The following is a 23,911-nucleotide window of genomic DNA, read 5'->3' as shown; positions in this document are numbered from 1 at the left end:
TATCGACCGCCAATTGGGAGTTAAATGTGACCGCAGCGTTGATCGGCTACTCGGACCGCATCTCGGTACGGAGCGGCGAAAAAATCAGCTTCAAGGTCTCCAGCGCGGGACCGAATCCTTACCACGCGATGCTGGTCCGCATCGTGCGCGGCGATCCCAATCCCGGCGGACCACCGCCCAAGTTCGAGGATCTGTCCGAGTTGTTCGACGGCCGGTTCGCGTCGCGTGTCCAGCACGCCTGGCCCGGGTCCTACGGCCTGGTCGAGGGCGCGAAGGATCTCGGATTGCCCGGCGCGCTCCAGGTCGAGGCGCTGATCTGGCCGACCCTGCCCGAGGACGGACCGCAGACCGTGATCTCGCGCCGGGATGCGGCCACCGGTGCAGGCTTCGCGCTGGTACTGACGCCGGACGGCATGGCGCTGGAGACCGGCACGCAGCGCGTCGTGGTGGGCAAGAAGCTGCGCGCGCGCATCTGGTATCGCGTCTGGGCGAGCGCCGATCCCGAGACCGGCATCCTGCGCGTCGGCCAGCAGCCGCTGGCGCGCGCCTTCGGCACCGACGACGAAGGCGAGGCAAGCGGCCGGGCCTCCGCCCCGGCGCTGGACGCAGCGGCGGCCGTGATGATCGGCGCAGAGGCCGCGACGGACCGGCCGGCGCAGCGCTGCTTCAACGGCAAGATCGAGGCGCCGCGCATCCAGGGCTTCGCGGCCTGGGATTTCACGCGCCGCATGGACACGATGGAAATCGAGGATACGGGTCCGAACGGCCTGCACGGAAAGCTGGTCAACCTGCCGACGCGCGCCATGAAGGGCTCGGCCTGGACCGGTGCCGAGCGTGACTGGCGTTGTGCGCCGCATCACTACGCCGCCATCCATTTCCACGACGACGACCTGCACGATTGCGCCTGGCTCGACGATTTCACCTTCACGATCCCGAAGGAAATGAAGAGCGGCATCTACGGCATGCAGCTCACCTGCGGGACCCATCGCGACATCATCCCGTTCTTCGTGCGGCCGCAGGTCGGCAAGCCGCAGGCCAAGGTCTGCTACCTCGCCTCGACCTTTACCTATCAGGTCTATTCCAACTTCTCGCGCGGCATGTTCGACGACGCCTTCCGCAAGCGCGTCGCCGACTGGAAGGCCTATCCGAACAATCCCGACGAGCACGGCGATTACGGCCTGTCGACCTACAACCATCATCGCGACGGTTCGGGCGTGGCCTATTCCTCGCGGCTGCGTCCGCTGCTGACCTGGCGGCCGAACTTTCTCAGTTTCAACGACGAGGCGGGCTCAGGCCTGCGCCACCTACCCGCCGACACCCATCTCACCGGCTGGCTCGATCGCATGGGCGTGGCGTTCGATGTGATCACCGACCACGATCTCGACGAGAAGGGCGTAGAGTTGCTCGCCTCCTACAAGGTCGTGCTGACCGGCTCGCACCCGGAGTACCACACCGAGGGCACGCTCGACGCGCTGCAGGCCTATACCGAGAACGGCGGCCGGCTGATGTATCTCGGCGGCAACGGCTTCTACTGGCGGGTCGCGCTGTCGCCCAAGGTGCCCGGCGCCATCGAGGTGCGGCGGACCGAAGGGGGCATCCGCACCTGGGCGGCCGAGCCGGGCGAGTATTACCACGCGTTCGACGGCGCCTATGGCGGCCTGTGGCGGCGCTCGGACCGGCCGCCGAATCTCCTCTGCGGCATCGGCTTCTCGAGCCAGGGCACCTTCGTGGGCGATTCCTACCGGCAAGCGCCGACGGCGCGCGACAATACCCATGCCTGGGTGTTCGAGGGCGTGAAGGACGAGCTGTTCGGCGGCTACGGCTTCTCGGGCGGCGGCGCGGCGGGTTTCGAACTCGACCGGCTCGACCACCGGCTGGGAAGCCCGCTCAACGCCGTGATTCTGGCCTCGTCGGAAGGACACGACCGCCGGAACTTCGTCGTGGTCCACGAGGAACGGCTGGGCTTCACGACGACGATCCCCGGCCAGACGCTGGAGCAGCTCATCCGCGCCGACATGACCTATATCGAGAAGCCGAAAGGCGGCGCGGTGTTCTCCGTGGGCTCGATCACCTATTGCGGCAGCCTGCCCCACAACAAGTTCGACAACGACGTGTCGCGGCTCACTTTCAACGTGGTGAACCGGTTCGGCGAGCTCGGCCTCAAATGGCCTTTCTGACCTCGGGCGCGAGCCGGGCGACAAGGCCGCGCGCCGCGGCCTCGATCAGCCCAAGGGCACGCTCATAATCGTCGGGGGTGCCGCCGAACGGATCGACAATGTCGAGGACGCCGATCGGCGGCGCGTAGCTCATCAGGAGCTGCGGCCTGTCGGCCAGCTCGCGCTGCGCCAGCCAGCGCAGCTCGACGAGATGGGTGCGAGTCATCGCCAGCACGTAGTCGAAGCGCCGGATGTCCTCGCCCGTCACCTGGCGGGCCCGGAGGCCGGAAATGTCGTAACCGCGCGCGGCCGCCGCCTCGACGGCGAGCTGGGTTGGCGGCTGGCCGACATGGCTGGCGCCGGTGCCGGCCGAGTCGATCTCGAACGCCTCGGCAAGGCCCGCTTTCGCAGCCAAAGACCGGAACGCGCCCTCGGCCATCGGCGAGCGGCACAGGTTCGCGGTGCAGACGAACAGAACTCCAATGGTCATGGCCGCGGACACTAGCACGGCGCTAGATTGGCGGCATGCATCAGGATTTCTTCCCGCCCGGCATCGCCGTGCTGACCGGCGCCGGCATTTCCAAGGAAAGCGGCATCGACACGTTCCGTGACGCCGACGGGCTGTGGAACAGGGTCAACCTCGAGGAGGTCGCGACCCTGGAAGCCTGGCACCGCGACAAGAAGAAGGTGCTCGACTTCTATAACGATACACGCAGCCTGTTCCGGGCAGCCGGCATCGGCCCGAACGAGGCGCACAAGGCGCTGGCGCGGCTCGAGCGCGAGTATGACGGCGAGGTGACGATCATCACGCAAAATATCGACCTGCTGCACGAGCAGGCAGGCTCGAAGCGGGTGATCCACATGCACGGCCGCGACGGCGAGATCCGCTGCATGGAATGCAAGACGGTGTTCTCCTCCGACTACGACCTGACGCCCGCTTCGATCTGCCCTCACTGCAATTCCGTGGGCGAGCTGCGCCCCAACATCGTGTGGTTCGGCGAGATGCCGATACACCTCGAGGAAATCTACGAAGTGCTGGAGCGCTGCGGCCTCTTCCTCGCGATCGGCACGTCGGGCGAAGTCTATCCCGCCGCCGGCTTCGTCCTGCATGTGCGCCGCCACGCGCCGCGCGCCCGCACGGTCGAGCTCAATCTCGAACCGACCGACAACAAGAGCCTGTTCCACGAACACATCTATGGCCCCGCCACCGAGACCGTGCCGCCCTATGTGACGCGCGTGCTGACGCAGGGCTGGCGATAATAAGAAACGACCAGACGGAGGAAACCATGCCCGACATGACTCACGGATTGAACGAAGGGCCGCACGGCGCCCACCACATCGCCACCGACGCGCACGGCCAGAATTTCTTTTCGATCGACCGGCAGTTCCAGGACCTGATGCGGCTCTACATGGAGCCCGGCCTGCTGCGCCAGGTGACGCCGCATTTCGAGCGCCTGGGCGGGCTGGCCGGCGGCCGGCTCGACGAACTGGCGATGGTCGCCGACAAGCATCCGCCGGTGCTGCAGCCGCGCGACCGCTTCGGCCGAGACGAGGACTGGATCGACTACCATCCCGCCTATCGCGAGATGGAGAAGATCGCCTTCGAGGAATTCGGCATGCACGCGATGAGCCATCGCGCCGGCGTGCTCGGCCTCGCGGAACCCGCGCATCCGCTGGTCAAGTACGCCATCACCTATCTGTTCGTTCAGGGTGAGTTCGGCCTGATGTGCCCGGTCTCGGTGTCGGACACCTCGAACTTCATCATCAAGCGCTACGGCTCGCCCGAGCTGAAGAAGCTGCTGCTCGACCGGCTGCTCAGCCAGGATCCGGCAACGATGCTGAAGGGCACGCAGTTCATGACCGAGAAGGCCGGCGGCTCCGACGTCGGCGCGCTGGAAACCGAGGCCGAGCGGGTGGGCGTCGGCCCCGACGGGGTCGAGCGCTGGAAGCTCTATGGGCAAAAGTGGTTCTGCAGCCATGCCGACGCCGATGTCGCGGTGATGCTGGCGCGGCCGCGCGGTGCGGCGGGCCAACCAGCAAAACAGGGCACCTCTGGCCTCGGCCTGTTCGCCCTGCCGCGCCGGCTCGAGGATGGCAGCCGCAACAGCTACCGGATCGTGCGTCTCAAGGACAAGCTCGGCACGCGCTCGATGGCCTCGGGCGAGATCATCCTCGACGGCGCCACCGCCTATCTCGTGGGCGACGTGAACCGCGGCTTCAAGCAGATGATGGAGCAGGTGAACCTGTCGCGGCTGAGCCACGGCGTGCGCGCCGCCTCGATGATGCGCCGCTGCCTCAACGAGGCGCTGGCCGCCGCCCGCGGCCGCCGCGCCTTCGGACGCGCCATCGCCGCGTATCCGCTGCTGCGCCGCCAGCTCATGAAGATCATGCTGCCGACCGAGCAGGCGCTGTCGATGTTCGCCTTCTCTGCCGACGCGATGGGCCGTGCGGACAAGGGCGACAAGGACGCCGCGAACCTGCTGCGCATCCTGACGCCGGTCTACAAGTTCCGCGCCTGCCGCGACAACATCCCGGTCGCCAGTGCCGCGCTCGAGGTCAAGGGCGGGCTGGGCTACATTGAGGAATGGGTGACGGCGCGGCTGGTGCGCGATGCGCAGGTCGGCACCCTGTGGGAAGGCACGTCCAACATCAACGCGCTCGACGTGGTGCAGCGCGCCGTCGGCAAGTCGGGCGGTCACAAGACGCTCTCCGCCGCCCTCAAGGCCAAGTACGAGCCGAGTGACGCCCTGCCCGGCCAGTACAAGGGCCTGCTCGGCGCCACGCTCGACCGGGTCGAACGCTTCGTCGAAGCGGTGGCCGCAGATCCCAAGCACGAAAAGCGCTCCCGCCTCGCCGCCGGCGCCCTCTATCACGCGACGACGGCCGCTCTCTTGGCCTGGGAAGGCGCGACCCTCGGCGCCCAAGGCGGTGACGCCCGCCGCCTGCTCCTGTCACGCCTCGTCATCGAACACCGGTTGGCCCCGCAGGACCCGCTGTCGCTCGGCGAGCAGGGCTGGGAGGAGGAAGCCATCAACCTCCTCCTCGACGATGCCCCGGTGCCGCTGGCGAAGGCCGTGGCGCTGGTGGCGGCCTGAAGATAAAGGTTTCTCGCTGCGCTCGGGATGACAACTTTTTCTCAATGGATTGTGTGCGTTAGCAACCCATAATTGTCATCCCGAGCGCAGCGAGGGACGTTTGGCGACCGATGTTCACGTACTACGTCTACATTCTCACGAACGTGAAGCGGAACGTGATGTATGTCGGCGTCACGAATGACCTGGAGAAGCGCGTCGCCGAACATCGCGCTGGGTCGGGCGGCGCGTTGAGCGACAGTATCGCGTGCATACGTTGGTCTATGCCGAGGAATATCAGCAGGTCGAAGACGCGATCGCGCGGGAAAAGCAGATCAAGGGTTGGCGGCGCTCAAAGAAGGATGCGCTGGTCGAGGCAGCGAATCCGACTTGGGCGGACTTGCTTGATGCGGGCGTTAGCAAAGGTCCCTCGCTACGCTCGGGATGACAATTGTGGTCATTCCGAGCGTAGCGAGGGACCTTTATCTAGCGCTTCAGCACCTCGTCATTATGCTCACCCAGCAGCGGCTCGCGATAGACCGGGCTCGAGGGTTCGTCCTTGAAGCGGACGACGGGGCCGAAGTGGAGGCGGCCTTGGTCATCCGTCACCATGAAGCCGCGTTTCTGCAGGTTGGCGTCGGCGATGGCTTCGGGGAGCGTGTTCACCGGGCCGTAGCAGATGTCGAGCCTTGCCAGATATTCCATCCAGTGGGCGAGCGGCTTCGACTTGAAGGTGTCGGCGAGGAAATTCATCACCGGCTTCTGGTGGGCGCCGGGCCATTCGCACAACGGCGCCATCTCCGGTTTGCCGAGCGCGCCCAGCAGGTTCCTGATGAACTTCATCTCCTGGCCCGCGATCACGAGCTGGCGGCCGTCGGATGTGTCGTAGACGCGGTAGAAGGCCGAGCCGCCGGTCGTGCGCTGCTGCTTCACGTCGGGTGCCTTGTTCTCGGAGAAGGTCGTGCCGACGACGTTCGCACACGAGGCCATCAGCGATTCGTGCATCGAGACGTCGATATAGTCGCCGCGGCCGGTGTCCTTGCGGCGCAGCAGCGCCATCAGCACGCCCGCGAGGCCATGAAGACCGCTCACCAGATCGGCGACCGGAATGCCGGGGATCGCCGGCCGTCCATCGTCGCCCAGGGTCAGGCTCAGCACGCCGGTCATCGCCTCCAGCGCGAGATCGTGCGCGGCGCGACCGGGATAGGCGCCGTCCTGGCCGAAGGCGCTGATCGAGCAATAGACGATGCCGGGGTTCTTGGCGGCGACCGTCTCGTAGCCGATGCCGAAGCGCGCGGCGACGCCGGGCCGGAACGATTCGACCAACACGTCGGCCTCGCAGGCGAGCCGGAACAGATCGGCGCGGCCCTGCTCGCTCTTGAGGTCGAGCACGACGCTCTTCTTGCCGCGACCCATGTTGCGGAAGAACACCGAGGTGCGTTCATCCGGCGGCAGGATGTGGCGGCCGGGATCACCCTCGCCCGGCGGCTCGACCTTGATCACCTCGGCGCCGTGATCGGCCAGCGAGGTGGTGAGATAGGGGCCCGGCAGGAACCAGGAGAGATCGACGACCTTGATGCCCTGAAGTTTCATGACGACTTGCCCAGCAGTTCTTCGTTGTCGGCGCCCAGCGGCGAACAGGCGGACTGCGCCAGCCGCTCGCCGTCGATGCGCAGGGGATTGGCGAGGATGCGCAGGTCGCCCTTCAGCGGATGCGGCACGGACGAGACCATGCCCGTTTCGCGCGCAAAAGAACTGTCGAGCGCCTGATCGAGACGATAGACGGGCGCCGCAGGGAGCAGCCCGTTCATCGCGGCCAGCCACTCTTCCGTCGTGCGCGTGCGGAAGGTCACGTCCAGTTCGGCGGAAAGCGTCGCGCGGTTCTTCGCCCGCGTGTTGGGATCGGGGAAACGCGGATCGGCCACGAGATCACCACGGCCCATCACCTCGCAGAGCGCCAGCCAGAATTTCTGAGTCATGCACATGACGTAGATCCAGCCGTCCTTCGTCGGGAAGGTCTGGACCGGCGCCAGCGAAAGATGCGCGCTGCGCGGCACGCGTGGCGAGACATCGCCCTCGTTCAGATACCAGAGGCCGGGATAGGTGAGCTGGTGCATGGCGACGTCGTAGAGGCAGGTGTCGACGTCGCAGCCCTGTCCCGTGGTGCGGGCACGCAGCAGGCAACTCAAGAGACCGACGATGCCGGTGAGACCGCTCATGCTGTCGATCATCGAAACGCCGACCCGCGTCGGTGGCCCATCGGGCTCGCCCGTCAGTTCCATCAACCCGGCCTCGGCCTGCATCAGGAAATCGTAGCCGGGCCAATCCTTGCGATCATTGTCCCTCCCGTAGGCGGAGATGTGCAGGCAGACGATCGCGGGCTTCAGGTGTTTCAGACTGGCATAGTCGATGCCGAGCTTCGCGGGCTGGGTGCCGCGCATGTTGTTCACGACGCAGTCGGAGCCCTTCACCAGCGCCTCGAACTGCCGCCGTCCCTCCTCCGACTTCATGTCGAGAGTCACGCTCTTCTTGCCGAGGTTCCAGGCCTGGAAATACTCGCTGTCGTTCTCACCGAGCTTGTACGGCCCGACCTGCCGCGAGGGATCGCCGCCGTCGGGCGCCTCGACCTTGATCACCTCGGCGCCGAGTTCGGCCAGGAACATCGTGCCATAGGGGCCGGCGCCGAACTGTTCGAGGGTGAGAACGCGAATGCCTTCGAGCGGCTTGCCGCTCACGAGATCGGGTTCCGCTTGATCAGCTGCCGCGCGATGATGATGCGCTGCATCTCGTTGGTGCCCTCGCCGATGCAGGTCAGCGGCGCGTCGCGGTAGAGCCGCTCGATGTCGTATTCCTTCGAGTAGCCGTAGGCGCCGTGAATGCGCATCGACTCGATGCTGTTCTCCAGCGCCGCCTCGGACGCGAAGTATTTCGCCATGCCGGCTTCCATGTCGCAGCGTTCGCCGCGATCGAAGATGGCGGCGGCATCGAGAGTCAGCAGGCGGGCGGCGCGGGCGCGCGTCGCCATCTCACCGAGCTTGAGCTGGATCGCCTGGTGCTCGCAGATCGGCTTGCCGAAGGTCCTGCGCATCTGGGAGTAGCTCGTCGCCAGCCTGAGCGCGCCCTCGGCGATGCCGACGCCGCGCGATGCGACGTTGATACGACCCAGTTCGAGCCCGCCCGCGACCTGCGCGAAGCCCTGCCCCTCGACCTCGCCGATCAGGTGATCGGCCGGGATCCTGTAATCCTCGAACACCAGCTCACCCGAATCGATCGACTTGTAGCCGAGCTTCTCGAGCTTGCGGCCGACCGTGAAGCCCGGACCCTTGGGCGTGATGAACAGGCTCATGCCGGTGTGGCGCGGGTTGGCCTCGGGATCGGTCTTCACCAGCATGGCGAAGCAATGGCCCTCGATGCCGTTGGAGATCCAGGTCTTGGTGCCGTTGATGACATAGCCATCATTGCCGTCGCGCTTCGCGACCATGCGGATCGATTGCAGGTCGGTGCCGGCATCCGGCTCGGTGAGCGCCAGTCCGCCGCGGATCTCGCCCGAGGCGAATTTCGGCAGCCAGCGTTCCTTCTGGCGCGGCGTGCCGAACTTCTCGACGGCCAGTGCCAGCATCAGGTGGGAATTGAAGATGCCGGTGATGGCCATCCACACCGACGAGACGCGCATCACGATCTCGGCGTAGGTCGTGGCCGGCAGGCCGAGGCCACCGTATTCCGGGCTGATCGTGGCGCCGAACAGGCCGAGCTCCTTCATCTGCTCGACGATCTCCGCCGGCCACCTGTCGGCATGGTCGAATTCCTTGACGCGCGGCGCCACCTCGCGCTCGATCCAGCGGTCGATGGTGGCGAGAAGCTGGGCTTCGTCGGCCTTGTCGATCGTATTCATTTTGTCCTCCCGGCCGCCATCATGCCCGACGGCAGAAGGCGGACAAGGCCGCGGAACCTCAGGACGAAATCCAGGCAAGGGACCGCCCTAGGCGGCGCGTCACAGCTCGTGCATCATCCGCGGCCAAGACATTCCGAATCAAAGGAAGAAAGACATGAGGAGACGTCACTTCACGGCCGGCCTGGCGACGCTGCCCTTCATCCCGACCTTCGCCCTCGCCCAGGGCGAAGACTGGCCCAGCCGCAGCGTCCGCATCGTGTGCCCCTTCACCGCCGGCGGTTCGCAGGACAATATTGCCCGCCGCCTCGCCGCCAAGCTCGGTGACGAGCTCGGACAGACCTTCGTGGTCGAGAACCGCACTGGCGCCGGCGGCTCGATCGCCGCCGACAATGTCGCCAAGTCGCCGCCCGACGGCTATTCGGTGCTGCTGGGCAATATCGGCAGCCACGCGCTCGTCCCGCATCTCTATCGCAAGCCGGCCTACAACGCCGTCACCGACCTCGAGACGGTGGCGTGGATCGGTACGCAGCCGAACCTTCTCTGCTGCAACCCGAACTTCGAGCACGACACGCTGCCCAAGCTGATCGCGGCGGCGAAGAAGGACCCCGGCAAGTATTCCTTCGGCTCGTCCGGTCTCGGCACCTCGCCGACGCTGACCATGGAGCTGTTCAAACAGAAGACCGGCGCCGACATCACCTTCATCAGCTATCGCGGCGCCGCCGCGGCGGCGGCCGACGTGCTCGCCGGCCATGTGCCGATGGTCATCTCCAACATCGATTCGCTGATGAGCCAGGTCAGCGCCGGCAAGCTGAAGCCGATGGCCTCGAGCGGCGCCAAGCGCTCGCCGGTCACGCCCAACACGCCGACCTTCGCCGAGGTCGTGTCGCCGGATCTCGTCGTCACCTCCTGGTCGATCTGGGCGGTGCCGACCGGCACGCCGGCCCGGATCAAGGACAAGCTTCGCAACGCGACGGAGAAGGCGCTGAAATCGCCGGACGTCCTGGAGAGCATGAAGGCCGGCGGCTTCGAGCCCGGCATCATGACAGTCCCCGAGATCGACGCCTATATACAGACCGAGATCAAACGTTGGGGCGAGGTCATCCGTGCCGCGGGCATCAAGGCAGAGTAGCCCTCTCATCCCGGACCTGCTGGCGCCGGGTCTCGACCTGGTGTTCTGCGGCACCGCGCCGAGCCCGGCCTCGTTCAAGGCGCGTGCCTACTACGCCAATCCCGGCAATGCCTTCTGGCCGACCCTGCAGGCGGTCGGCCTGACGCCGGAGCGGCTGGCGCCGCAGCGCTACCCCGAGCTGCTGGCGCTGGGCCTCGGACTGACCGACCTCAACAAGACCGAGGTCGGCTCGGACCACGAGCTGACACCCGAGGCGATGGATGCGGGCTCGCTGCACGCCAAGCTGCGGCGCTTCCGTCCCGCCGCCATCGCCTTCACCTCCAAGCACGCCGCCGCGCTGGCGCTGGGTGTGAAAGCGCCCGCCTATGGCCGGCACGCGGAGCTGCTCGAAGGCGCGGTGGCCTTCGTGCTGGCCTCGCCCTCGGGCCGGGCGCGCTCGTTCTGGACCTTGGCCCCGTGGAAAGAGGCCGCTGCCTTCGTCGCCGAACGGCGACAATTGCGCCAGGGCGCCGCATGAGGATCGGCCGTCGCGCCGCACTGGCCGGGCTGGTCGGCCTGCCGGCAGCGGCGCGCGCGCAGGATCCGCCGGCAACGCTGCGCGAGCTTGCCCGGCGCGCCACGATCTATCTGTTCCCGGTCTACGAGATGTATCGCGCGCGCTGGCGCGCGACGGTCGACGAGACCAACCCGCACCGCCAGCGGCTCAACCGCTTCCGCCACATGCCGGCACTCGCCGATGCGCGCACACGCGACGTCACCACACCGAACGCCGACACGCTCTATTCCTCGGCCTGGCTCGACCTCACGCTGGAGCCGCTGTTCCTCACCGTGCCACCGGTCGGCGACCTCTATTACAGCTACGCCTTCCTCGACCTGTTCACCGACAATTTCCTCGTCGTCAGTCATGGCCTGAAGGCCGACGGGCTGGCGACCCACATGATCGTCGGGCCGTCCTGGGCGGGCGACGCGCCGGCCGACGTGACGCTGGTTCGCGCCCCGACCAATTCGGTGTGGCTGCTGGGACGCATCCTGGTCGACAGTCCCGCGGAACTCGACCGTGTCCGCATCATCCAGAACCGCGTGCTGCTCGAGACCCCCGACATGCGCAACGAGCGGCGTATCCTCGAAGCCGGCGAGTTGATGCGCTTCCGTACACAGGCGCCCCTCGAGCCCACAGCCGACTGGCCCGCCGCCGATCCCGCCGATCCGCTCGATCTGTTCGACATCGGCATGCGCGCGCTTGCCGAGAGCCCGTTGTCCGAGCGCGACCGGCCGCTGTTCGAGATGCTGGCGCCGCTGAAGCTGAAGCCGGGGCGCAAGTTCGACCGGCGCGCCTTCAACGAGGCCGAACGTCGTGCCATCCTCGCGGGCATCGCCCAGGGCCATGCCGACATCCGCGCCGCCGCCGGACGCGGCCGCACGATCGACGGCTGGACCTACGGCCAAAAACACCTCGGCAATTTTGGTGACGACCATCTCTATCGCGCGGCCACCGCGCTGGCGGCGCTCGGAGCGCTGACGCCGGCTGAAGCCGTCTATGTGAGCTGCGCTGTCGATGCGGAGCGGCAGCCCCTCTCGGGGGCCCGGCGCTACACGCTCGCCTTCCCGGCCGACGCCCTGCCGCCCGCGCGCGCCTTCTGGTCGCTCTCTGCCTACGAAGTGACGCCGGACGGACGTGCCTTCTTCGTCGACAATCCGATCGACCGCTATGCGATCGGCGACCTCACGCCCGGACTGGTGCGCAGCGCCGATGGATCGCTCACGATCTACATCCAGCAGGACCGGCCGCAGGGCGAATATGCCACCAACTGGCTGCCGGCCCCGGCAGGACCAATGCGCCTCGTGCTGCGCGCCTACGAACCCGACGAGGCCATGGTGGAAGGCACCTATCGCGTGCCGCCCGTGCGCCGCAACTCCTCTCCCTGAAACGCGTTGCTCCAGCGAACAAGCGAGGAGCCCCCATGACCGACATCTCCCGCCGCTCCCTGGCCGCGGGCGCCGGCCTGCTGGCTGGTGCCCTTACCTTTGGCGCACGCGCCCAGCAGATGGCCCCGCAGATAGCAACTGCCATTCCCGTGCCGAAAGTCACCCCCAAGCCACTGATCATCAACCCTGACAAGGTGAAGGGCCTCTCGGGCGACCTGCTGCGCAAACACCACGACACCGTGTACGCCGAAGAGGTGAAGAAGCTGAACGCGATCGGCGAGAAACTCTCGAAGATCGACTTCGCCGACGTGACACCGGAGAAGCTCGGCAAACTGAAGCAGGACGAGCAGGCGGCACAGAACTCGACGCTCCTGCACGAGATTTATTTCGACGGCCTGGGCGAAGCCCCGACCCAGCCCGCGGGTCTTCTGGCCCAGGCCCTGTCGCGCGATTTCGGCAGCCTCGATCGCTGGAAGGCGGAATTCGTCCTCACCGGCAAGTCGCTCGCCGCGGGAAGCGGCTGGGTGATCCTGGCCTATGCGCCGCGCGACAAGCGGCTGTTCAACTGTCGCGCCGAGAACGATTCGATGGCACCCGCCGCCGGAGTGCCGTTGCTCGCGATGGACATGTACGAGCACGCCTATGGCGCCGACTACGGCACCGACACGGCGAAATACATCGAAGCCTTCATTGAGGCGATCAAGTGGACCAATGCAGAGCGCCTCTATCGCGAGGCGATGCGGGTCTGAGCCAACGACCTTCGCCGCGCCCGTCTAGGCGCGCTGCGATTCTTCCTCGGCCTTGGCTTCGATCGCTTCCATGTCGTCGTCGCTCAGGCCGAAATGATGGCCGATCTCGTGGATCAGCACATGGCGCACGATATGCGGCAGGTCCTCGCCCGATTCGCACCAATAATCGAGGATGGGGCGGCGATAGAGAAAGATGCGATCGATGTCGTTGGCGACATGGCCGGCGCCGCGCTCCATCATCGACACGCCCTGATACAGACCGAGCAGGTCGAACGGGGTCTCGAGATCCATCTGCTTCTCGACCTCATCGGACGGGAAGTCGTCGATCTGGATGCGCACGTTCCCGACGTGCCGACGGAACTCCTCGGGAATCGTCGCCAGCGCCTCGGCTGAGATCGCTTCGAAGTCCTCGAGAGTGGGCGCAATGCCGAAACCGGGCGTACGCCGTGGATTGTTGAAGACCGGCATGACTCCCCCTTATAGGACCCGCGCGCCTTCGCCAAGCACCGCGTCGTGACCGTTCGGGCACCTCCCCGAGGTTTGGCGCGGTATTCGCATGATCGCCTTCCCCATCGATCCGCATTAAACTCGCCCTCACATGCTTCAGTTCCTCTTACGCCGCCTCATCGTGGCACTCCTCGTGGCGGCGACGGTCATGACCCTCGCCTTCATCCTCACGCGGCTATCGGGCGATCTCGCCATCTCGATCGCCGGCCCCAACGCCACCGCGGCCGACATCGAGGCCGTGCGCAAGGCCTATGGGCTCGACCGGCCGGTCCTCAGCCAGTTCTTCGACTGGGTGGGCCGCGCCGCGACCGGCGACCTGGGCAACAGCTACTTCTTCCAGACGCGCGTTTCGACGTTGATCGCCGAGCGCATGCCGGTGACGCTGACCCTGGGCCTGACCGGCCTCTCCATCGCGCTGCTGGTGTCGCTGCCGATGGGCATCCTGGCCGCGGTGCGCGAAAATACCGGCTTCGATCGCGCCGTGCAGATGGTCGCCTTGATCGGTCAGGCGATGCCCTCCTTCTGGCTCGGCCTGCTGCTGATGATCCTCTTCGGCCTCACGCTGGGCTGGCTGCCGATCTCGGGCACCGGTTCGTGGGAAAATTTCGTCATGCCGGGCATCGTGCTCGCCTTCTCGGCCATTCCCGCGCTCACGCGCCTCACCCGCGCCGGCATGATCCAGGCGATGGGCAGCGATTACATTCGCACCGCCCGCGCCAAGGGCCTGTCGCGTGCCTCCATCCTGCTGAAGCACGCGCTGCGCAACGCCGCCATTCCGGTCGTCGCGATCGCCGCCGTGCAGCTGGGCTTCATGCTGGGCGGCTCGATCGTCATCGAGCAGGTCTTCGCCCTGCACGGCGTCGGCTTCCTGGCCTGGGAGAGCATCGCCAAGAACGACTTCCCGGTGGTGCAGGCCGTCGTGCTGGTCCTCGCCGTCATCTACGTGGCCCTGACGATGGTTTCCGACCTGATGAACGCCGTCCTCGATCCGCGGCTGCGCGCATGAGCACCGCCGTTTCGATCAATGCCGGCCCGCGTCGGGGCTGGAAGAGCGCCGGCACGTGGGTCGGCGCGGTCATCGTGGGCCTTGCCCTGTTCTGCGCGATCTTCGCGCCGCTGATCGTGCCGCACGATCCGTTCGCGCAGGACCTCGACCGTCGCCTCCTGGTGCCCTTCTGGATGGAGGGGCACAATCCGGACTTCATCCTCGGCACCGACCAGCTCGGCCGCGACTATCTCTCCCGCCTGATCTGGGGCTGCCGCATCTCGATGCTGATCGGCGTCACCGTCACGATCGTGTCGGGCCTGATCGGCATCACGATCGGCGTGCTGGGCGGCTTCTTCGGCGGCCGCATCGACGACGCCGTGCTATTCGCCATCACGACACGCCTCTCGATCCCCGTCGTCCTGGTGGCGCTCGCGGTCGTCGGCCTGCTCGGCACCTCGATGACGCTGCTGGTGCTCACCCTCGGCCTGCTGCTGTGGGATCGCTTCGCCGTGGTCGCGCGCTCGACCTCGATGCAGGTGCGCAATCTCGACTTCGTCGCCGCCGCCTGGTGCGCCGGCTGCTCGCGCTTCCGCGTTCTGTCGCGCGAGGTGCTGCCCAACATCGCCAGCCACCTCGTCGTCGTGGCGACGCTCGAAATCGCGCTCGCCATCCTGCTCGAGGCCACGCTCTCGTTCCTCGGCCTCGGCGTGCCGCCGCCGCTCCCCTCATGGGGCCTGATGATTGCCGAGGCCAAGGACTACATGTTCTTCAGCCCCTGGGTGATCGTGATCCCCGGCGTGGCGCTGTTCGTGCTCGTGCTCGGAATCAACCTGCTGGGCGACGGGCTGCGCGACGCCTTCGCCACGAGGTCCCGCACATGAGCGCCCTTCTCGAAGTCGAAAAGCTTGAAGTGGGTTTCCGAGGCACCGCGGCGGTGCGCGGCGCCTCGCTCACGGTCGAGCGCGGCGAGACCCACTGCCTGGTGGGCGAATCGGGCTGCGGCAAGTCGGTGACCTCGCTCGCGATCATGAACCTGCTGGCGCGCGGCGGGCACCGCACGGCGCAGCGCCTCACCTTCCAGGGCGACGACCTGCTGAAGCTCGACGACCGGGGCATGGCGCGGCTGCGCGGCAATGCCATGGCCATGATCTTCCAGGAGCCCATGACCAGCCTCAACCCGGCCTACACGATCGGCTCGCAGATGACCGAGGTGATGCGCCGCCACAAGAAGGTGAGCCAGCGGGTCGCCACCGATCGCGCGGCCGACCTCTTGGGCCGGGTCGGCATCACCGCACCGGGCCTGCGCCTCGGCCAGTTCCCGCACCAACTCTCGGGCGGCCTGCGCCAGCGCGTGATGATCGCCATGGCGCTGATGTGCGAGCCGCAGCTCCTGATCGCCGACGAGCCGACGACCGCGCTCGACGTCACGGTACAGGCGCAGATCCTGCGCCTGCTGGCGCAGCTCCAGCGCGACCTCGGTCTCGGCATGCTGCTGATCACCCACGATCTCGGCATCGTGGCGCGCGTCGCCCATCGGGTTTCCGTCATGTACGCGGGCGAAGTGGTCGAGAGCGCCGCCACCGCGCAGCTCTTCGCCGATCCCAAACATCCCTATACGCAGGGCCTGCTGCGCTGCGTGCCGGTACCCGGCAAGCAGCGCCAGGATGAGCCTCTGGGCTCGATCCCCGGCACGGTGCCGCGCATCGGTCCGGGCTTCCAGGGCTGCGGCTTCCGCGATCGCTGCAGCTTCGCCGACGCGAGCTGCGCCCATACCGTCCCGCACCAGACCGCGGCGCCGGGTCACGATTATCTCTGCCGGCTGGCCCCATGAACGCGACGACCCAAGCTGCAATCGAACTCAAGTCGGTCGGCAAGACCTTCCGTGTCTCCGGCGGCCTCCTGGGCAAGGACCGCAAAGTCGTGGCCGTCGACGGCGTTTCCTTCGCCGTGCCGCCGGGCGGCGTGCTGGGCGTGGTGGGTGAGTCGGGCTGCGGCAAGTCCACCCTCGCCCGCCTCATCCTCGGCCTGCTCACGCCCGATTCCGGCGACATCGCGGTCGAAGGCCAGCGCGTCGTCGACATGGACCGCAAGGCGCGCGCACGGCTGATCCAGCCGGTGTTCCAGGACCCCTTCTCCTCTCTCAATCCGCTGACCCGTATTCGCGACATCGTGGCAATGCCGCTGCAGGCGCAGGGCAGCTTCTCGCGTGCCGAGATTGCCAGGCGCGTCGACGAGATGCTGGAACGTGTCGGCCTGCCCGGCGAGATGGGCACCCGCCTGCCGTCCGAACTGTCCGGCGGCCAGCGCCAGCGGGTCGCCATCGCGCGCGCCCTGGTGCTGCGGCCTCGTATCGTCGTGTGCGACGAGCCGACCTCGGCGCTCGACGTCTCGGTGCAGGCGCAGATCCTGAACCTGCTGGCCGAACTGCGCCGCGACCTCGGCCTCACCTACCTGTTCATCAGCCACAACCTCGCGGTCGTCGAGCATGTCGCGAGCGAAGTGGCGGTCATGTATCTCGGCCGCATCGTCGAGAAGAAGCCGACTGAGGCGCTGTTCCACGCGCCCGAGCATCCCTACACCCGGGCGTTGCTGGCTTCGGTGCTGACGCCCGAGCCCGGGCTCGGCGTGCCCGATGTCGGCCTGGGCGACGTCATGCCCGATCCGGCCAACATCCCGCCGGGCTGCCGCTTCCATCCGCGCTGTCCGATCGCCGAACCACGCTGCTCGACGGAAACGCCGCCGCTCAGGCCTCGGCCCGGCGGCGGCGTCGAGTGTCTGCTCGTTCCTTAAGTCTTTGTCATCTCGACCGGAGCGAAGCGAAGTGGAGAGACCTTGCCTGCTACAGGCAAGATCCCTCGGCTACGCTCGCGATGACACGCCTTTGGCGTGTCACTTCCACTTGGCAAAGTAGAAGCGCGGCAGTTCGTCGGGGAAGGTCTTGAACTCCAGGCCCTTCGAGAAGGCGTAGGTGTTCACGTAGGTGTTGATCGGCAGCCAATAGGCCTTCTCGGTCGCAATCTTGATCGCGGCCGAATAGGCCTTCTTGCGCGCCTCGGCATTGGAAGTGGCGCCGCCCTCGGCGATCAGCTTTTCAAGCTCGGGATCCTTCGAATAATTGTCGAGTGCGCCCGCGCCGAACATCACCGGCAGGATCGCCGAGACGTCGTTGATCGAGTAGCTGCCCCAGCTTCCCATGTAGAGCGGCGCCTCGCCCTTCTGGGCCTTCTGGATGGCCGGCGCGACCTGGAGCTGTGTGATCTTCACGCGGATGCCGACGGCGGTGAGATAGTTCTGGATGGCCGCGCCCCACGAAGTCGGCTGGACGTAGCTCACCATCTCCACATCGAAGCCGTTGGGAAAGCCGGCTTCCGCCATCAGTGCCTTGGCCTTGGCCGGATCGTAGTCGTACTTCACGGCGGCGTCGGCATCGCAGCCGAACTGGCTCGGGAAGCATGGCGCCGGCGGCACGCGGCTGCCGCCGCCGACCAGCTTCTCGGCGAACTGCTTGCGGTCGACGGCATGCCAGATGGCCTGACGCACCTTGAGCTTGGTCAGCGGATTGTCGGCGCCGGTGCGGCCGGCCGCATCGATCGAGAGGTAGCCGACGCGCATCGATTCCTGTCGCACGGCCTGCAGGAACGGCATCTTGTTGATGTCGTTCGCCTGGTCGGGATTGATGTTCCAGATCCAGTCGGCGCGCTGGGCCAGCAGTTCCGTCACCGCAGTGGCCAGATCGGGCACGAAGCGGACATGCAGCTTCTTGATCGCCGGCACGCCCTTGGGCGAACCCTTCCAGTAATCGTCGAAGCGCTCGAAGAAGATCTCCTTGCCCTGGTCGTTCTTGACGATCTTGTAGGGACCGGCGCCGACCGGCTTGGCCGAGAAGCCCTCGGGCCCGACCTTCTCGCGATAGGCCTTGGGATGGATCGGCGTCACCATGGCGAGATATTCGAGCGCCGCCGGAGTCGGCCGCTTCATCTTGATGCGCACGGTCCAGTCGCCGGTCTTCTCGGCCTTGTCGATCCAGGCGTAGTTCGAGGGAGTCGCGACCTTAGAGGCTGGATCGATCGCCATGTTGATGGTGTAGACGACGTCGTCGGGAGAAAGCGTGCTGCCATCGTGGAATTTCACGCCCTGGCGAATCGTGAGATCGAGCGTATTGTCGTCGGTGAACTTCCAGTCGGTGGCGAGCGACGGCTTGATCTCGAAGGTCGCGGGATCGCGGTGCACCAGCATGTCCCAGGCCTGGTGCGCCAGGATCAGCCCGGTGCGCTGGCTGTTGAAATACATGTCGACGTTGGGCACGGCGTCGTTGAACAGGATGCGCAGCGTATCGGCGGCCTTCTGCGCCGAGGCGGGCGCGGCAACGACCGCGCCGAGCATGGCGGCCGTGCTGGAAAGCAGGGCAGTACGACGAGTGATTTTCAAGAAAGCCTCCGGTTTGTTGGGGCGAGCCTAGGCTGCTGCCCCGCGATGAGGCAAGCTTCACGCCAAATGAGGAGAGACATATGACCGCCAAACTCGCCGGCAAATCCCGCACCCAGGCCCTCGCCTCGATCAAGGGCTGGAAAAAGGTGCGCGGACGCGACGCCCTCCAGAAGAGCTTCAAGTTCGCCGATTTCAACGAAGCCTGGGGCTTCATGACCCGCGTCGCGATGGCCGCGGAGAAGGCCGACCACCATCCGGAATGGTCCAACGTCTACAATAAGGTCGAGATCGTTCTCAGCACGCACGATGCCGGCGGCCTGTCGGAGAAGGACGTGGCGCTGGCGAAAGTGATCGACTCCGTCGCCTGACGAAACCGCAGCATGGACCGACGCTTGCATGTCGAATGCAGAGCGTGGCAGCCGCTTTGGGCAAAAGTCTAATACCGTCGTCGGGGATCGCCGCGCTATCGTCTGATTGATGACCGACGACCTGAGACGCGTGAGTTCCGACGAAGTGGCGATGGAGGGCTGTCTCACCCCCTGGTCCATCACGGCGAGAGCATCGCGGCGGCCGGCCAGGTGCTTGTGAGGATCGACGATGCGCGCGGGGCCGTGGACGGGCTGCACCCGCGCATGACGGTGTGGCGCCGCTGATGGAAGAATTCAGCCTGTCCGAGCTCGCGGCCAATCCGTTCGTCCAGACCGGGCTCCTGGCGTTGGCGGGCGCCGCGATCACCCGCCTCCTGCTCCGCCGTTATCCGGCGCGTCGCCTCGCCTTTCAGCTCGTCTTCTTCGTGGCGCTGACGGCCCTGCTCTACAAGCATCAGGTCGTCCCCTACGAGGTCTCGCCCGACACGACGTCGATCTACGAACGGACCTTCGCCGCGCTGGCCAAGATCATCTGGTGGATCAACGGCGCCTGGGTCCTGATCGGCTGCGCCCGGGTCTTCCTGGTCTTCGAGCGGCTGCCGCATGAAGGGCGCCTGGTCCAGGACCTCGTGGCCGGCCTGGTCTATCTCAGCGCTGCGCTGTCGATCGGGGCCTATGTCTTCAAGGCGCCCGTCGGCACGCTGATCGCGACGTCCGGCGTCTTCGCCATCATCCTGGGCCTCGCCCTCCAGAGCACGCTGGCCGACGTCTTCTCGGGGATCGCGCTCAACTTCAGCAAGGTCTACGAAGTCGGCGACTGGATCGACCTGGGCGGCGACATCGAAGGCCGCGTCGTGGAGACAAACTGGCGCGCAACCCATCTTCTCAATGGGTCGAACGACCTCGTTGTTCTTCCCAACAGCGTCCTCGCGAAGGCGCAACTCACCAATCTCAGCAGTCCGAACCGCAATCACGGCGTGAAGCTGCGCGTGCGCTTCACGCCCACCATGGCGCCCTCTGTCATTTCGGACGTGATGCGCACGGTCCTTCTCAGCAGCAACTCCATCCTCAATCCGCCTTCGCCCTCGGTCGAGATCAAGTCGCTCGACGCCCGGGCGATCGAGCTGGAACTTTCTTTCCGCGTCACCGACTATGCGGCGTCTTCCGCAGCCCGCCACGAGGTCTACGATCTGATCTACCGCCATGCCAAGGCGGCGGGGTTGTCGCTTGCAGAGCCGGCCGAGGCCATCACGGTGTTCGCGAACCAGGTCGCACCTGCTCCTCTCGAAGCGCAGACCACGGCTCAGCAGACCACAGCTCAGCGGCTGGTCGATGCGGTGCCGCTGTTCGTCACGCTCACCGGGGCGGAAAGGACCGCGCTTGCAGAGACCCTCACACGCAAGACCTATCAAAGAGGCGAGGTCCTGGCGGCACGAGGCACCCGGCTCGACGTGCTGATGATCATCGGGACGGGCGTGGTCGCGCTTTCGCGCGAAGAAGACGGCCGCGAGATCGAGCAGAGCCGGCTGGCACCGGGCGACTATTTCGGTGAGGCCGGGCTGTTCACCGGAGCCGGCGAGACCGCGACGGTGCGGGCGCTGACCTTCACCGTGATCTACGAGGTCGGGCAGGCGGCGCTTTCGAAGCTCATGAAGGAACGGCCGGGTATCGCCGACGAGATCAGTGTGACGCTTTCGCGACGGGCCGGCGCCGCGATGCGGGCCGGCGAGCCCGGCGCGGAGACCCGAGAAACCTCCATTTCACGCCTCGTCGGCCGGATCCGCCATCTCTTCGACGTGCCGCACGGCTAGAATCGCGCCGCGACGCTCGCGTCAGCCGCCTCCCCGGACGATCTCGTCGAAGTGCAGCCGGACGCGAGCGGCGGAATGCTCCAGCAGAAGTCTGGCCGCATGCTCGGCGCTCGCGTCATCCTTTCTCGCGACGCAGTCGGCGAGGCGGCGCCAGTCCGCCGCCGATTCCCGGCGCCCCGCCAGGGTGAGGAAGCTGCTCGCCTGGCCGCGGATGAGCTGCCACATGCCCATGCCCGCCAGCCGCTTGTACATGTCGGGCAGGTGATTGTTGCCGCACCGCTCGATCAGCAGGGTCTGAATCCGGATGGACTGGGTCGCGAAGTCCTGCGGTGACATGTCGGGGCTTGCGGCCATGGCCTCGAGCCTCGCGATCTCGGCCTCGATCGCCGCCCGTTCCGCCGGGCCGGCCTGTCGCGTGTAGCGACCGGCCGCCATCGCCAGCAGGGCCGCGCGAAGCTCGAACAGATCGTCGAGATCGTTGCGCGAGAATTCGGCGATCCGGGCGCCGGAGCGCGGGATGCGCACGACATAGCCTTGCCGCGCCAGGGCGATCAGCGCCTCGCGCACGGTGGCGCGGCTCACCGCATGGGTTTCGGCGAGCAGTTCCTCCTTCAGCCGCTCGCCCGGCCGCAGCCGTCCCGTCATCACGTCCTCGAGGATGCGCTCGGCAAGTCGTTCCGGCAGCGACTTCACGAGCCGTCCCAGCGGGGTTTCGACCAGCGGAGGCATTGCGGCGGGGCTGGCGTCCATGATCGACGATCCGTAATCTTGTCTGACAATAAACAGTATATTGACCGATAATCACTCTGCTGGATAGAGTTGGGCCTCGGGAGAAAACAATATGAGTGCAATCAACATCAGGCCGCTGGGCTTTGCGGCCGGCGCCCAGGTCACCGGCGTCGATCTTCGCAAGCCCCTCAGCAACGAAGACCACAGCCGGATCCACGAGGCCTGGCTGGAGCACATCGTGCTCGTCTTCCCGGAACAGGATCTGACGCCGGAGCAGCAGATCGAATTCTCGCGCCGGTTCGGCGTGCTCGACGCTCACGAGTCGCAGGCGCCGTCGACGCTGCATCCGGATCATCGCGAGATCCTGGTCCTGACCAACAAGATGGTCGGGGGCAAGAAGTCAGGCACCTACAATTCCGGCCGCAACTGGCACACCGACCTCAGCTACACGTCCCGTCCCGCCAAGGGCGCGGTCCTGCATTGCAAGGAAAAGCCGCCGGTCGGCGGCGACACGATGTGGTCCAACCTCTATCTCGCGCTCGAGACGCTGACGCCGCCGATCCGCGGCCTGATCGAAAATCTCGAGGCGTTGCACGACGTGTCGATGATCCGCGGCATCGAGCAGCGCGATCCCGCCGACGTCGCCGAGATGAAGCGGCGCAACCCGCCGGTCATCCATCCGGTGGTGCGCACGCATCCCGAGACCGCCCGCAAGTCGCTGCTGGTGAACCAGCGCATCCGCCGCTTCCTCGGCATGTCCGACGAGGAGAGCCAGAGCCTGCTGGCGATGTTGAACACGCACGCGACCTCGCCGGAATTCGTCTACCGCCACCGCTGGAGCCTGGGCGACGTGGTGATGTGGGACAATCGCTGCAGCTGCCACGTGGCGCTGGGCGACTTCGACCAGACCAAACCGCGCGTGATGTTCCGCTGCTCGCTCGAAGGCGAGATCGAGACGGGACGCTTCGCCGACAACGCCGCAGGCTCCGATCGCGAATCGATGTTGCAGGCGGTCGCCGCGGTTTCCTGAAGCGAGCCGCAAAGGCTCGCCACAAGACAAGAAGACGTTTCGGGAGGATTGAAAATGTTGCGCTCGACGTTACTGGGGCTGCTTGCCGGCAGCCTCCTCGGCCTCGCCATGCCTGCCGCCGCGCAGACCCCGGCCTTTCCCGACAAGTCCATTCGGCTGGTCGTGGGTTTCCCACCGGGCGGCGCGACCGACGTCATCGCGCGCCTGCTGGCGCAGGGCCTGACCACCGAGCTCGGCCAGAACGTCCTGGTCGAGAACAAGGGCGGCGCGAGCGGCATCATCGCGTCGGAGATGATCGTGAAGTCGCCCCCCGACGGCTACACGCTGCTGTTCGCCCCCAGCTCGCATGCAACCCTGGGCGCGCTCTATCCCAACCTCTCCTTCGATCCGATCAAGGACTTCACGCCGGTCGCCACGGTGGCGCGCACCCCCTATCTGCTCGTCGTGCATCCGGATCTGGGCGTGAAGACCGTGGCGGAGCTGATCGCGCTGGCAAAGGCCAAGCCGAACGGGGTCGCCTATGCGTCCACGGGCATGGGTACCGCGCAGCACCTGGCCGGCGAGATCCTGCAACGCACCGCCGGGGTCGAGATCCTGCACGTGCCCTATCGCGGCAGCGGTGCGGTGCGTGCCGACATCCTGGCCGGTCGTATCCAGACCATGTTCGACAATGTCGCGGTGATGCTGCCCTACGTGCAGCGGGGCGAGATGCGCGCACTTGCCGTGACAGGACCCAGGCGCAGCACGCTCGTGCCCGATCTGCCGACGTTGCGCGAACTGAACCTCGCCGCGGCCGAGATCGAGGGCTGGTTCGTCGTCCTCGGACCGGCGGGCATCCCGGAGCCCGTCGTGAAGCGTCTCAACGAGGCGGTGAACAAGGTGCTCGCGGCGCCCGCCACCGCGGAGCGCCTGGCGACGCTCGGTGCGGAGCCCCTGGCCGGGCCGCCGCAGGACGTCGTCGCCCTCGTGAGCAACGACCGCGACCGCTGGGGCAAGGTGATCCGCGAGGGCAACATCAAACCTGAGTGAGGGGATGTGACAATCGACCGTCACTGTCCTGTAACCACTGGAATTTGGACGGCGCCTTCCCAGATGGAGGGACCTGAATAAGGTTCACCATCGGAAGT

General features: G+C 66.5%; 23 protein-coding genes and 1 pseudogene. 17 read left to right on the top strand and 7 right to left on the bottom strand.

Translation table 11 applies throughout. From position 1 onward, the window contains the following. Window positions 1–26 precede the first annotated feature (26 nt). Window positions 27–2,177: a N,N-dimethylformamidase beta subunit family domain-containing protein gene (locus tag ACQY78_RS21145; RefSeq protein WP_428678310.1), complete on the top strand. Its 2,151-nt coding sequence runs from the start codon at window positions 27–29 to the stop codon at window positions 2,175–2,177. Here the strand turns inward: ACQY78_RS21145 and ACQY78_RS21140 are convergent. After that, window positions 2,161–2,646: a low molecular weight protein-tyrosine-phosphatase gene (locus ACQY78_RS21140; protein WP_428678309.1), complete on the bottom strand. Its 486-nt coding sequence runs from the start codon at window positions 2,644–2,646 to the stop codon at window positions 2,161–2,163. The two genes, ACQY78_RS21145 and ACQY78_RS21140, sit on opposite strands and share 17 nt — an antisense overlap. 35 nt (window positions 2,647–2,681) lie before the next feature. Here ACQY78_RS21140 and ACQY78_RS21135 point away from each other — a divergent pair, with 35 nt between their 5' ends. The 4 genes and pseudogenes from ACQY78_RS21135 (at window position 2,682) to ACQY78_RS21120 (ending at window position 5,675) form a co-directional block, all read left to right on the top strand. Next, complete coding sequence (locus ACQY78_RS21135) at window positions 2,682–3,416, top strand: NAD-dependent deacylase (RefSeq protein WP_428678307.1); 735 nt, start codon at window positions 2,682–2,684, stop codon at window positions 3,414–3,416. Window positions 3,417–3,442: 26 nt separating this feature from the next. Further along, window positions 3,443–5,251 carry an acyl-CoA dehydrogenase family protein gene (locus ACQY78_RS21130; RefSeq protein WP_428678305.1) on the top strand — a complete coding sequence of 603 codons (1,809 nt, stop codon included), beginning with the start codon at window positions 3,443–3,445 and terminating at the stop codon, window positions 5,249–5,251. Window positions 5,252–5,361: 110 nt separating this feature from the next. Further along, window positions 5,362–5,427: pseudogene (locus tag ACQY78_RS21125) on the top strand (hypothetical protein); the annotation flags it as partial. 68 nt (window positions 5,428–5,495) lie between these two features. Continuing rightward, a complete protein-coding gene (locus ACQY78_RS21120; RefSeq protein WP_428686547.1) occupies window positions 5,496–5,675 on the top strand; it encodes a hypothetical protein in 180 nt (59 codons plus the stop codon). 38 nt (window positions 5,676–5,713) lie between these two features. On the opposite strand, the gene ACQY78_RS21115 is transcribed toward ACQY78_RS21120, so the two are convergent. Genes ACQY78_RS21115 through ACQY78_RS21105 form a run of 3 tightly spaced genes read right to left on the bottom strand, consistent with a single transcriptional unit; the run spans window position 5,714 to window position 9,119 of the window. Then, window positions 5,714–6,820 (bottom strand): CaiB/BaiF CoA transferase family protein, encoded by a 1,107-nt coding sequence (locus tag ACQY78_RS21115; protein ID WP_428678303.1) that lies wholly within the window; start codon window positions 6,818–6,820, stop codon window positions 5,714–5,716. Further along, entirely contained in the window at window positions 6,817–7,962 is a 1,146-nt protein-coding gene (locus ACQY78_RS21110) for a CaiB/BaiF CoA transferase family protein (RefSeq protein ID WP_428678301.1), read from the bottom strand. The genes ACQY78_RS21115 and ACQY78_RS21110 overlap by 4 nt, the downstream gene beginning before the upstream one ends. Continuing rightward, window positions 7,959–9,119: an acyl-CoA dehydrogenase family protein gene (locus ACQY78_RS21105; RefSeq protein ID WP_428678299.1), complete on the bottom strand. Its 1,161-nt coding sequence runs from the start codon at window positions 9,117–9,119 to the stop codon at window positions 7,959–7,961. Before ACQY78_RS21105 ends, ACQY78_RS21110 begins: the two co-directional genes overlap by 4 nt. Before the next feature lie 154 nt (window positions 9,120–9,273). Here ACQY78_RS21105 and ACQY78_RS21100 point away from each other — a divergent pair, with 154 nt between their 5' ends. From ACQY78_RS21100 to ACQY78_RS21085, 4 genes are read left to right on the top strand one after another with little or no spacing between them, the layout of a single operon-like run. After that, window positions 9,274–10,248 carry a Bug family tripartite tricarboxylate transporter substrate binding protein gene (locus ACQY78_RS21100; RefSeq protein ID WP_428678297.1) on the top strand — a complete coding sequence of 325 codons (975 nt, stop codon included), beginning with the start codon at window positions 9,274–9,276 and terminating at the stop codon, window positions 10,246–10,248. Beyond that, a complete protein-coding gene (locus ACQY78_RS21095) occupies window positions 10,223–10,765 on the top strand; it encodes a mismatch-specific DNA-glycosylase (protein WP_428678296.1) in 543 nt (180 codons plus the stop codon). Before ACQY78_RS21100 ends, ACQY78_RS21095 begins: the two co-directional genes overlap by 26 nt. Further along, on the top strand, window positions 10,762–12,174 hold the full coding sequence (locus ACQY78_RS21090) for a DUF1254 domain-containing protein (RefSeq protein ID WP_428678295.1): 1,413 nt from the start codon (window positions 10,762–10,764) through the stop codon (window positions 12,172–12,174). The genes ACQY78_RS21095 and ACQY78_RS21090 overlap by 4 nt, the downstream gene beginning before the upstream one ends. A gap of 35 nt (window positions 12,175–12,209) precedes the next feature. Next, window positions 12,210–12,923 (top strand): superoxide dismutase, encoded by a 714-nt coding sequence (locus ACQY78_RS21085; protein WP_428678293.1) that lies wholly within the window; start codon window positions 12,210–12,212, stop codon window positions 12,921–12,923. Between the two features lie 24 nt (window positions 12,924–12,947). Here the strand turns inward: ACQY78_RS21085 and ACQY78_RS21080 are convergent, their stop codons facing one another. Further along, window positions 12,948–13,391 (bottom strand): metallopeptidase family protein, encoded by a 444-nt coding sequence (locus tag ACQY78_RS21080; protein ID WP_425069661.1) that lies wholly within the window; start codon window positions 13,389–13,391, stop codon window positions 12,948–12,950. A gap of 130 nt (window positions 13,392–13,521) precedes the next feature. Here ACQY78_RS21080 and ACQY78_RS21075 point away from each other — a divergent pair, with 130 nt between their 5' ends. From ACQY78_RS21075 to ACQY78_RS21060, 4 genes are read left to right on the top strand one after another with little or no spacing between them, the layout of a single operon-like run. Then, window positions 13,522–14,436 carry an ABC transporter permease gene (locus ACQY78_RS21075; RefSeq protein ID WP_425069660.1) on the top strand — a complete coding sequence of 305 codons (915 nt, stop codon included), beginning with the start codon at window positions 13,522–13,524 and terminating at the stop codon, window positions 14,434–14,436. After that, window positions 14,433–15,299, top strand: coding sequence for an ABC transporter permease (locus tag ACQY78_RS21070; RefSeq protein ID WP_428678291.1), 867 nt, complete (start codon window positions 14,433–14,435; stop codon window positions 15,297–15,299). Before ACQY78_RS21075 ends, ACQY78_RS21070 begins: the two co-directional genes overlap by 4 nt. After that, window positions 15,296–16,249, top strand: coding sequence for an ABC transporter ATP-binding protein (locus ACQY78_RS21065; RefSeq protein ID WP_428678290.1), 954 nt, complete (start codon window positions 15,296–15,298; stop codon window positions 16,247–16,249). Before ACQY78_RS21070 ends, ACQY78_RS21065 begins: the two co-directional genes overlap by 4 nt. Further along, a complete protein-coding gene (locus tag ACQY78_RS21060) occupies window positions 16,246–17,208 on the top strand; it encodes an ABC transporter ATP-binding protein (protein ID WP_428678288.1) in 963 nt (320 codons plus the stop codon). Before ACQY78_RS21065 ends, ACQY78_RS21060 begins: the two co-directional genes overlap by 4 nt. 99 nt (window positions 17,209–17,307) lie before the next feature. On the opposite strand, the gene ACQY78_RS21055 is transcribed toward ACQY78_RS21060, so the two are convergent. After that, entirely contained in the window at window positions 17,308–18,846 is a 1,539-nt protein-coding gene (locus tag ACQY78_RS21055; RefSeq protein ID WP_428678287.1) for an ABC transporter substrate-binding protein, read from the bottom strand. Between the two features lie 35 nt (window positions 18,847–18,881). Here ACQY78_RS21055 and ACQY78_RS21050 point away from each other — a divergent pair, with 35 nt between their 5' ends. Continuing rightward, window positions 18,882–19,214, top strand: coding sequence for a 4a-hydroxytetrahydrobiopterin dehydratase (locus tag ACQY78_RS21050; RefSeq protein WP_428686456.1), 333 nt, complete (start codon window positions 18,882–18,884; stop codon window positions 19,212–19,214). A gap of 281 nt (window positions 19,215–19,495) precedes the next feature. Continuing rightward, window positions 19,496–21,025, top strand: a complete 1,530-nt coding sequence (locus tag ACQY78_RS21045) for a cyclic nucleotide-binding domain-containing protein (RefSeq protein WP_428686454.1) — start codon at window positions 19,496–19,498, stop codon at window positions 21,023–21,025. Window positions 21,026–21,046: 21 nt separating this feature from the next. Here the strand turns inward: ACQY78_RS21045 and ACQY78_RS21040 are convergent, their stop codons facing one another. Then, window positions 21,047–21,775, bottom strand: coding sequence for a GntR family transcriptional regulator (locus tag ACQY78_RS21040; RefSeq protein WP_428678286.1), 729 nt, complete (start codon window positions 21,773–21,775; stop codon window positions 21,047–21,049). Window positions 21,776–21,866: 91 nt separating this feature from the next. Here ACQY78_RS21040 and ACQY78_RS21035 point away from each other — a divergent pair, with 91 nt between their 5' ends. Then, complete coding sequence (locus ACQY78_RS21035) at window positions 21,867–22,784, top strand: TauD/TfdA dioxygenase family protein (protein ID WP_428678284.1); 918 nt, start codon at window positions 21,867–21,869, stop codon at window positions 22,782–22,784. Window positions 22,785–22,838: 54 nt separating this feature from the next. Continuing rightward, window positions 22,839–23,813 (top strand): Bug family tripartite tricarboxylate transporter substrate binding protein, encoded by a 975-nt coding sequence (locus ACQY78_RS21030; protein WP_428678283.1) that lies wholly within the window; start codon window positions 22,839–22,841, stop codon window positions 23,811–23,813. Window positions 23,814–23,911: the final 98 nt, after the last annotated feature.

Source organism: Reyranella sp. (assembly GCF_965279625.1).
Taxonomy (GTDB): Bacteria; Pseudomonadota; Alphaproteobacteria; order Reyranellales; family Reyranellaceae; genus Reyranella.
Note: the sequence above shows the minus strand (reverse complement) of the source record. Positions and strands in the feature narration are given on the sequence as shown.